The organism is Herpetosiphonaceae bacterium (assembly GCA_036374795.1).
Lineage (GTDB): Bacteria > Chloroflexota > Chloroflexia > Chloroflexales > Kallotenuaceae > LB3-1.
In genome coordinates this window covers 1-9,212 of sequence record DASUTC010000331.1, presented here as the reverse complement: position 1 = coordinate 9,212, position 9,212 = coordinate 1, and the positions used below count along the sequence as shown (strand labels likewise).

Below are 9,212 nucleotides of genomic sequence, written 5' to 3'. Positions count from 1 at the left end.
CGAGCGCGAGTGATTGTCTTGCACGAAGGCGGTCTGAATGCCGAACGATTCCAGGGTCCGCGCCGAGTAGCTTTCGATAAAGAAGCCGCGCTCATCTTGATGTACCTTGGGCTTGAGCAGCAGGACTCCCTCTAAGGATGTTGTTTGCACTTCCATCGTCCGTCCTTGCGGATAGTAAGCGAACATCAGCGAGCGCGTCTTAGCCGCGCTCGCGCACATGATAGCAGGAAGTTCACGCATGCGCACGAGCGCCGTCACGATGCGATCCCCCGCGACCGGTTCCGGCGCTGTTCTCGGCCAAGTTTATGCTATACTCGCGTTGACCTCGCAGAAAGAGAAACCTGTGGATACTACACCTGTGATCGTCGGCCACCTTAGCCCGGATATTGACTGTCTCTGCGCGATATGGATCTTGCGGCGCTGGTATGGCATGGCCGATGCGGCGCTGCGCTTCGTACCTTCGGGCCAGACCCTCGACGGAGCACCAGTCGATAGCGACGACCTGATCGTGCATGTCGATACCGGACATGGCCGCTTCGACCACCATCACGACATCGATCACAGCCTGTCGGCCACAGAGCTGGTCCGGCGCGTCGCGGCGCCCGATGACATCGTGCTCAAACGGATCGCGCAGGCCGTGACGCGGCTGGATCACGCGCTGGCCGAGGGCGGGACAGCGCCCAACATCTGCAACCTGATCGAAGGCTTCAATGCCCTGTACCCCGACGCGCCGGAGCAGGTCGCGGCGGCAATGTTCGCCAACTTCGACGCATGGTACGCCAGCGAGGCCAGACAGACGCGGCTCGAGCAAGCCTTTGCCGCGCGCATCGAGTTCGACACGCCCTGGGGCTTCGGCATCGCTATGGAGAGCGACGACGGCGGCTCGTCGCGGCTGGCCTATAGCGCGGGCGCGGTGCTGTACGCCTACCGCGACGGCAAAGGCAACATGGGCATCGCCGCTCGATCGCGGGCACAGGTCGATCTTACCCAGGTGCTGCGCGACCTCAGGCGCATCGATCCGCAGGCCGACTGGTTCTTACATCCGTCGAAGCGCATGCTGCTCTGCGGCACGCCCAAATCGCCGCCGCGCACGCCGTCACGGCTCTCGCTGGCGGAGCTGGTGGGCGTGCTCCGTGGCGACCATTTGTTTTAGACGGCTCACGAACAAAGAAGAAACAACAAAGAACAAAAGCGAGAACAAAGGAACAAGAGAACAAGAGAACAAAGGACAAACGCTGAGCTTGAAACTTGAAACTCGAAACTTGAAACTCGCATAGGCATAGCTATGAACAGATTGATTGATCTCCGCTCCGATACGGTGACGCTGCCGTCGCCCGCGATGCAGCAGGCCATGCTGAGCGCACCCCTGGGCGACGACGTATACGGCGAAGATCCCACGGTGAATCGGCTGCAAGAGCTGGCCGCCGAGATGATGGGCAAGGAGGCCGGCCTCTTCGTGGCGAGCGGCACGATGGGCAATCTTGTGGCGCTGCTGGCGCACGCACCGCGCGGCTCCGAGGTCATCCTGGGCGACGAGGCGCATATCTTCCACTACGAGCAGGGCGGCGCGTCCGTCGTCGGCGGGCTGGTCTATCACACCGTGCCGACCAACAGGCTCGGCGATCTGCCGCTGGACCGGCTGGCCGCCGCGATCCGCGATGCGAGCAATCCGCACCACGCGCTGCCGGGCGTGATCTGCCTCGAAAACACGCATAATCGCTGCGGCGGCACCGTGCTCTCGCTGGCGTATATGGCGCGGGTCCGCGAGCTGGCGACGGCACATGATCTGCCGCTGCATCTGGACGGCGCGCGGCTTGCCAACGCCGCTGTCGCGCTGGGCGTCGATCTGCGCACGGCTGCGGCAGACTTCGACTCGGTGCAGCTCGATCTTTCCAAGGGCCTGGCCGCGCCGGTCGGCGGTGTGGTGGTAGGCAGCAAAGCGTTCATCCATCGCGCCCATCGCGCGCGCAAGCTGCTGGGCGGCGGCATGCGTCAGGCGGGCGTGATCGCCGCAGCCGGGATCGTCGCGCTGGAGCAGATGGTCGAGCGGCTGGCCGAGGATCATGCCAACGCGCGCAGCCTGGCTGAGGGCCTGGCCGAGATGCCGGACGTACAGATCGAGCTTGAGACGGTCCAGACCAACCTGATCGTCTTCCGGCTCAGCCCTGAGCGCTGGTCCCCGGCGGCGTTCATCCAGGCGATGCGCGAGCAGGGCGTGCTGCTGGGCGGCTTCGGCGACGATCGGCTGCGCTTCGCCACGCACTACGGCATCAGCCGCGCCGACATCGACGCGACGCTGGCGGCGACAAAGCGGGTACTGGCGATAGGAGCGTGATGCAAGGCCGCGAGCGCCTGCCCGCGAACTTGCCGCACAATCGCCCATGCTGGTATCATAGCCGCCATGCGCGCACTGATTACAGGCATCAATGGCTTCGTCGGCGGACATCTCGCGGAGCATCTGCTGGCCGAGACGGACTGGCAGCTATTCGGCACGATACGTGAGGCGGCGCTTCAGCTTCCGGCGCTCCGCGAGCGCGTCACCGCCGTCCACGCAGATCTGCTCGACGCTCCGGCGGTGCATGACCTGATCCGCCAGATCCAGCCGCAGATCGTCTTTCACCTCGCGGCGCAGGCTCACCTTCCGACATCGTTTCGCGATCCGGCGGGCACGCTGACCACCAATATCCTGATGCAGTTGCATCTGTTCGAGGCGATCCGATCGGCGGCGCTCGATCCGACGATCGTCGTCGTCTGTACCGGCGAGGAGTACGGCGCGGTCCAGCCCCACGAGCAGCCCGTCGACGAAGACACCCCCCTGCGGCCAGTCAACCCCTACGCCGTCAGCAAAGTCGCGCAGGACATGCTGGCCTACCAGTACTTTGCCGCGCACAAGCTCAAGACGATCCGCGCGCGTCCCTTCAACCACAGCGGCCCGCGCCAGGACGATCGCTATGCCCTCACCGGCTTCGCTCATCAGATCGCGCGGATCGAGGCCGGACTCCAGCCGCCCGTGGTGCGGGTGGGCAACTTGCAGGCGCAGCGCGATTTTACCGATGTGCGCGATATTGTGCGCGCCTATCGCCTTGCCGCCGAGCAGGGCGAGCCAGGCGACGTGTACAACCTGGGATCGGGGCAGCCCGTTGCGATCCAGACGATCCTCGATCTGCTGCTGAGCATGAGCCAGGTGCGCATCGCCGTAGAGCCGGACCCGGAGCGGATGCGTCCGGCGGATGTGCCGCTGATCGTCTGCGACGCGACGCGCTTTCGCGAGCGCACGGGCTGGCAGCCGAGCATCCCGCTCGAACGGATGCTACGCGACATCCTCGATGATTGGCGGGCGCGCGTCGCTGAGCAGGGCGCATAGGGCGACACAAACAAAAGCATTTCAATTTTAGGACCATTGTATGTATGCATTGATTATGGCTGGCGGCACCGGCACTCGTCTATGGCCGCGCAGCCGAGCTGCTAAACCGAAGCAGTTTTTGCCGCTGCTGGGCGAGCGCACGATGCTTCAGGAAACTGTCGAGCGGATTCGTCCGCTGGTGCCCACGGACCAGATCATCATCGCGACAGGCCGCGACTACACGGATCTAACCGCCGAGCAGCTACCGGACGTGCCGTGCGCTAACATCATCGGCGAGCCAAGCGGCAAAGGCTCCGCGCCCTGCATTGGCTTAGGCGCGCTCGCGATCCGCCAGGACGATCCCGGCGGCATCATGGTTGTGCTCAGCTCCGATCACCAGATCCAGAAGGCCGCCGTGTTCCGCGAGGCGCTCAAGGCCGCCGAGGAGCTGGCGCAGCAGGGCTACCTCGTGACGCTGGGCATTCAGCCGACCGAGCCGCACACGGGCTACGGCTACATCCATCGTCGGGCCAGGCTGGGCCAGTTCAACGGCTTCACCGCCTACGAGGTCGAGCGCTTCGTCGAAAAGCCCCGCCGCGAGATCGCAGAGCAATATCTTCAGACCGGCGAGTATAGCTGGAACGCAGGCATCTTTATCTGGCGGGCCGATGCGATCATGGCCGCGTTCGCGCAACACCTGCCGAAGCTGCATCAGCAGCTCATGGCGATCGAGGCTGGCGGTGGGCCAAACGATGCCGACGCCTTCAGCGATGTCTGGGCCTCCATCGAAAATATCACGATTGACTACGGCATCATGGAGCGCGCCGAGCGGGTCGCGGTCATCCCCGTCGATATTGGCTGGAGCGATGTCGGCGACTGGGATACGCTCGCCGCGCTGGCGGGCGACGGCGATAACGTGATTCAGGCCGAGCATATCGGCGTGGATACGCACGGCACGCTGGTGTACAGCGCCTCCGACCGGCTGATCGCGACGGTGGGCCTCGACAACTTCCTGGTGATCGATACGGGCGACGCGCTGCTGGTCGCGCCGCGCGACCGCGCCCAGGACATCAAAAAGATCGTGGACGAGCTTAAGCGGCAGGGGCGGCAAGATATTTTGTAGAACAAGAACAAAGAAACGAGCACCAAGAACCGAGAACCAAGAACAATCTCCTCCCCTCGCCTGCCGCAGTGGGAGAGGGCGGGTGCCATGCCGGGGTACCCTTTGGGTCTGGCACCCGGCCTGGGGTGAGGGCCTGAACTCGAAACGTTGAACGTTGAACGTTGAACTCGAAACGAGGAGCTATGCAGGCGGTGATTCTTGTCGGCGGGCAGGGAACGCGCCTCCGACCACTAACGCTGACCACGCCCAAGCCGCTGGTGCCGCTGGCGAATCGTCCGGTGATCGAGCATATTACGGGCTGGCTGGAGCGCTACGACGTAGCCGAGATCATCCTGGCGACGCAGTACGGAGCCGAGGCGTTCGAGCGCTGGCTGCGGCGCTGGCGTGGCGTGCCGGTCCGCGCGATCGAGGAGCCGGAGCCGCGCGGCACGGCGGGAGCGGTCGCGCATGTGGCCGATGCGCTGCACGGCACCACGATCGTGGTCAACGGCGATAACCTGATGGAGCTGGATCTGCAGGCGATGCTGGCGCAGCACCAGGCTACCGGCGCTATCGCCACGATCTCGATCGATGGCGTCACTGACCCGACCGGGCGCGGGGTGGTCGTCGCCGATGGACAGGGCCGCGTCCACGAGTTTCAGGAGAAGCCCGCGCCGGGCACAGCGCGTGCCAGCACCGTCAACACCGGCGTTTATCTGCTCGAGCCGGCGGCGATTGCGGCGATACCTCGCGGGCGCTTTTGCAACTTCGAGCACGATGTGTTTCCGCGCCTGATCGCGCAGGACATGCCGATCTATGCCTACCAGTCCAGGCACGTCTGGATCGACACGGGCACGCCCGCAGGCTACCTGCGCGCCCAGGCAGCCGTGTTGCAGGCAGCCGCGTCGACGCCGAGCGGCACGTTGTTCGCGGGCGTCTGGCGTGAAGACAATACAACGATCGACGGCGCGGCCAGGGTGGAGCACGCGGCGCTTGGCTTTGGCACGATGATTGCCTCAGCCGCGACAATCGATCTGAGCAGCGTCGGGCGTGAGTGCCATATCCTGGCGGATGCGCGAGTCGCGCGCAGCGCGATCTGGGACAATTGCCAGATTGAGCGCGGCGCTGTCATTCAAGATAGCATCGTCGGTTACAATTGTTACATCGGGGAGGGCACCCACATCGATACGGCGGTCATTGGCGACAACTGTATCATCGGCGCGGGAGCCATCCTGACACGCGGCACGACCGTTCAACCAGGGACAAGATTGGCATGATCATAGCGCAGCGACCGCGTTGTCGCGCTCAACTAGAACAATCCAGGAGGCGTAGAACGTATGCCCACATCGATCAAATTTGGTACTGACGGCTGGCGGGCCGTGATCGGCGAGGAGTATACCTTTGCCAACGTGCGCATCGTCACCCAGGCCGTCGCCGACTATTTGAAGCAGGAGAACCTGGCGTCACGTGGGCTTGTGGTAGGCTTCGATACACGCTTTGGATCGGAGCGGTTTGCGGCGGCTGCCGCCGAAGTGCTCGCGGCCAACGGTATCCATGTCTATCTGACGCAGAAGGCGACGCCTACTCCGGTTATCTCGTACGCGATCCTGGACAAAAAGGCCGGCGGCGCGGCGATCATCACGGCCAGCCATAATCCCGGCACCGATAACGGGTACAAGTACAAGCCGGAGTACGCCGGATCGGCCTCGCCGGAGGTCGTGGGCAAGCTCGAAGCCAACCTCGGCACGTCCGAGGTCAAGCGTATGGATCTCAAAGAGGCCGAGCGCCAGGGCCTGGTCGAGCGCTTCGACGGCGTACCGGCCTACGTCAAGCAGATCAGCGGGCTGGTCGATCTTGAGCAGATCAAGCGCGCCGGGCTGACGATCATCGTAGATGCGATGTACGGCGCTGGCGCGGGCTACTTTCCGCAGATCCTCGACGGCGGCTCGACCAAAATCATCCCGATCAACGCCGAGCGCAACCCGATCTTCCCCAACATTCGCGCGCCGGAGCCGATCGACAGCAACCTGTCGAAGCTTAAAAAAGTGGTCAAGGAGAGCGGCGCGCATGTCGGCATCGCGTTCGACGGCGACGCCGACCGTGTCGGACTGGTCGACGAGAAAGGCCGCTTTATCAACCAGTTGCAGGTCTTTGGGCTGCTGGCCTACTACCTGCTTGAGGTGCGCGGCTGGCGCGGCCCGATCGTCAAGTCGCTCTCGACGACCTCGATGGTCGATCGGCTGGGCGAGCAGTACAAAGTGCCGGTCTTCCAGACGCCGGTCGGCTTTAAGCATATCGGTCCCAAGATGATCGAGGAGAAAGCGATCATCGGCGGCGAGGAGTCGGGCGGCTTTGGCTTTGCCAACCATATCCCGGAGCGCGACGGCATTCTGGCCGGGCTGTTCCTGATCGACTTCATGCTCAAGCGCAGCAAAACGCCCTCCGAGCTACTGCAAGACCTCTTCGACAAGGTCGGCCCGCACTACTACGATCGTCTGGATCTGACCTATCCCGCAGAGCAGCGCCCGCAGATCATGCAGCGCGTGGCGGATGCGCGGCCTGAGACACTTGTCGGGCAGCAGGTCGCCAATATCTCGACCGAGGGCGGCTACAAATACACGCTCGAAGATGGCTCGTGGCTGCTGATCCGCTTCTCCGGCACCGAGCCGCTGCTGCGCGTCTATACCGAGACGCACGCGCCGGAGACGGTGCAGCAGATATTGTCGGAGGGCCGCGCCCTGACAGGAGTCTGAGAGCACGATCGTTGATCCGGGTTCTTCGTAAGGGCGAGGCGCTGCCTCGCCCTGAGCGACCCGCTATGTCGCCCCTACGGATCAACCAATAGCACCATGTTCTAGCCCCCGGCTGCTCCTACGCTGCGCGAGACTCGAGCATCCCGCGCCGACACCATTGTACAGCGCCCAGGCGATCCACAATCCGCCGCTCCATGCGTATCCGCATCAGCGATTCAAACAGCATCAGATTCGTCGAAAATCAGATTGACAGCCTGACAGGCGTCTGGTATACTTCCGCTGCCTTACACGGAGGTGTGGCCGAGTGGTTGAAGGCAGCTGTCTTGAAAACAGCCAAGCGCAAGCTTCGTGGGTTCGAATCCCACCGCCTCCTCCACGCCGACAACAACACTTACCAACCGAATAAGGTTCCCTGGAGGGATGCGAGAGTGGTTAATCGAGCGGTTTGCTAAACCGTGACCGCGTGAGCGGTCCCTGGGTTCGAATCCCAGTCCCTCCGCCACCAAGCGAGAGCGCCGAAGTATTCAAACTTCGGCGCTTTTGTTGTTGTCGACGCGGCATGATCGCCATCCGCAGATTGACCCGTGGGGCGTAGAAGGGTTCCACCATTATGGGGATCGGATCGTAGGGGCGAGCTGGTGCCTCGCCCTGAGGCGTATCGCAATACGCCCTACGATCATCCCAGCATCGCCGCCGCCTTGCATGGTGACAATCAGGCGCTCGCCTGGGCATGTATGTGACGCTCGCGCCATGCGAGCCACGCCTCACGCGCGATTCGCGCGCCATGCCAGCCCGCGAAGAGCAGCGGCGGCACGAAGATCAGCACCGCGCGGTACTGCTGCCACCAGACGGCATCGATCGTCGTGGGGTAGAAGGCATAGGTCAGCGGCGCGAGCAGCGAGAAGAGCAGCGCGGTGCGTCCCGTGACATTCCAGTCGAGGAGCGCGGCCAGTGCCACGAACCATGTAACGTACCAGGGCCAGAACCAGACCGCGCCGATCGAGCAGTACACGAAGAAGATCCACGTGCCCGCCAGCAGCGCCACCCGGAAGCTGCGCGTAACGGCAGCGCCGACCAGGCAGCTTAGCGCCAGGATCGTGAGCGCGGCCGTCCGAATCTTGGCGTTGATCCAGTCGCGGTTAGCTCTGGCGATGCTCTGCTGCATGCGAAACTTGGCTTTGTCGCGCGCAAACGTCTCGTGCTGCCGCGCCCAGGGATCGGCGTTCGCATCTGCGCTGTTCTGCTCGCTGTAGACGAGCCGCCCGCCGGGTCCGCTAAACACCGAGAGCGCATCGACCAGCGCGGGATGCGGCCATCTGCCTATCTGCCACATCGCGTACTGCAGATCATGCGATACGACATCGCCCAGCGAATTAATCAGCCGCTGCTGCGGCGGCGCATCGACCAAAATCTCCAGCGTATCCCAGCCTTCCCAGTAGGGTCGGTACAGGCTGACACACAGGCTGGCGAAGATCACCAGCGAGGCTGCCGTCTTCCAGGCGCGCTCACGCCACGTCCCCGACTCCCAGAGCAGCGCCAGGCCATAGAGCGGCAGCAGCGGCAGCGCGATCCACTTGGTCAGGACCGCCAGCGTAAACGCCGCGATCGTCCAGTACCAGTGGCCGCGCAGATGCGCCAGGATGCCCAGCAGGATAAACGTGATCATCAAGACATCGTTGTGCGCGTTGCCGACAAACTCGATCAGCGCCAGCGGGCTCAGCAGATACAGCGCAGTGCCCCAGGCCTGCCGCTCAGGCTTCCACAGCTTCAGGATCGACCAGATCAGCAGGCCGTTGACCAGATGCAGCGCCAGCGCCAGCAGCTTGTAGGCCAGCACATAGGTGATCACATGCTGACTGATGCTGTTGACGAGGATCGTCAGCAGGATCGACGGGTAGATCCAGCCCGGCCCGTACACCGACGGTACATGCTTCCAGCCGACCCAGCGGTAGAGCGGATCGACGGCAAATCTTGATGGCGGATCGATAAACGGATTGCCGCCATGCACCACCGC

At 63.6% G+C, this 9,212-nt stretch carries 8 protein-coding genes and 2 tRNA genes; 8 read left to right on the top strand and 2 right to left on the bottom strand.

What is annotated here, in order from left to right:
- The coding region (locus tag VFZ66_25435; GenBank protein ID HEX6292553.1) for a dTDP-4-dehydrorhamnose 3,5-epimerase family protein at positions 1-258 on the bottom strand (258 nt) is incomplete at its 3' end.
- A gap of 85 nt (positions 259-343) precedes the next feature.
- On the opposite strand from VFZ66_25435, the gene VFZ66_25430 reads away from it, so the two are divergent.
- From VFZ66_25430 to VFZ66_25395, 8 genes are all read left to right on the top strand, one after another.
- Positions 344-1,153, top strand: coding sequence for a hypothetical protein (locus tag VFZ66_25430; GenBank protein HEX6292552.1), 810 nt, complete (start codon positions 344-346; stop codon positions 1,151-1,153).
- 132 nt (positions 1,154-1,285) lie between these two features.
- Positions 1,286-2,335, top strand: a complete 1,050-nt coding sequence (gene ltaE, locus VFZ66_25425) for a low-specificity L-threonine aldolase (GenBank protein HEX6292551.1) — start codon at positions 1,286-1,288, stop codon at positions 2,333-2,335.
- A gap of 66 nt (positions 2,336-2,401) precedes the next feature.
- Positions 2,402-3,364 carry a GDP-mannose 4,6-dehydratase gene (locus VFZ66_25420; GenBank protein HEX6292550.1) on the top strand — a complete coding sequence of 321 codons (963 nt, stop codon included), beginning with the start codon at positions 2,402-2,404 and terminating at the stop codon, positions 3,362-3,364.
- Between the two features lie 40 nt (positions 3,365-3,404).
- A complete protein-coding gene (locus tag VFZ66_25415) occupies positions 3,405-4,466 on the top strand; it encodes a mannose-1-phosphate guanylyltransferase (protein HEX6292549.1) in 1,062 nt (353 codons plus the stop codon).
- A gap of 182 nt (positions 4,467-4,648) precedes the next feature.
- On the top strand, positions 4,649-5,722 hold the full coding sequence (locus tag VFZ66_25410) for an NDP-sugar synthase (protein ID HEX6292548.1): 1,074 nt from the start codon (positions 4,649-4,651) through the stop codon (positions 5,720-5,722).
- A 60-nt stretch (positions 5,723-5,782) separates the two neighbouring features.
- Positions 5,783-7,198 (top strand): phosphoglucomutase/phosphomannomutase family protein, encoded by a 1,416-nt coding sequence (locus VFZ66_25405; GenBank protein HEX6292547.1) that lies wholly within the window; start codon positions 5,783-5,785, stop codon positions 7,196-7,198.
- A 290-nt stretch (positions 7,199-7,488) separates the two neighbouring features.
- Positions 7,489-7,574: transfer RNA gene (locus tag VFZ66_25400), tRNA-Ser, on the top strand.
- A 38-nt stretch (positions 7,575-7,612) separates the two neighbouring features.
- Positions 7,613-7,700 (top strand) — tRNA-Ser (locus VFZ66_25395).
- A 210-nt stretch (positions 7,701-7,910) separates the two neighbouring features.
- On the opposite strand, the gene VFZ66_25390 is transcribed toward VFZ66_25395, so the two are convergent.
- A partial coding sequence (locus VFZ66_25390) for a hypothetical protein (GenBank protein HEX6292546.1) occupies positions 7,911-9,212 on the bottom strand: 1,302 nt, incomplete at its 5' end.

What these genes read in the sequence shown, in the direction of transcription:
- ltaE (HEX6292551.1), top strand. Translation starts at nt 1,286, where the DNA reads ATGAACAGATTGATTGATCTCCGCTCCGATACGGTGACGCTGCCGTCG.
- VFZ66_25420 (HEX6292550.1), top strand. Translation starts at nt 2,402, where the DNA reads ATGCGCGCACTGATTACAGGCATCAATGGCTTCGTCGGCGGACATCTC.
- VFZ66_25415 (HEX6292549.1), top strand. Translation starts at nt 3,405, where the DNA reads ATGTATGCATTGATTATGGCTGGCGGCACCGGCACTCGTCTATGGCCG.
- VFZ66_25410 (HEX6292548.1), top strand. Translation starts at nt 4,649, where the DNA reads ATGCAGGCGGTGATTCTTGTCGGCGGGCAGGGAACGCGCCTCCGACCA.
- VFZ66_25405 (HEX6292547.1), top strand. Translation starts at nt 5,783, where the DNA reads ATGCCCACATCGATCAAATTTGGTACTGACGGCTGGCGGGCCGTGATC.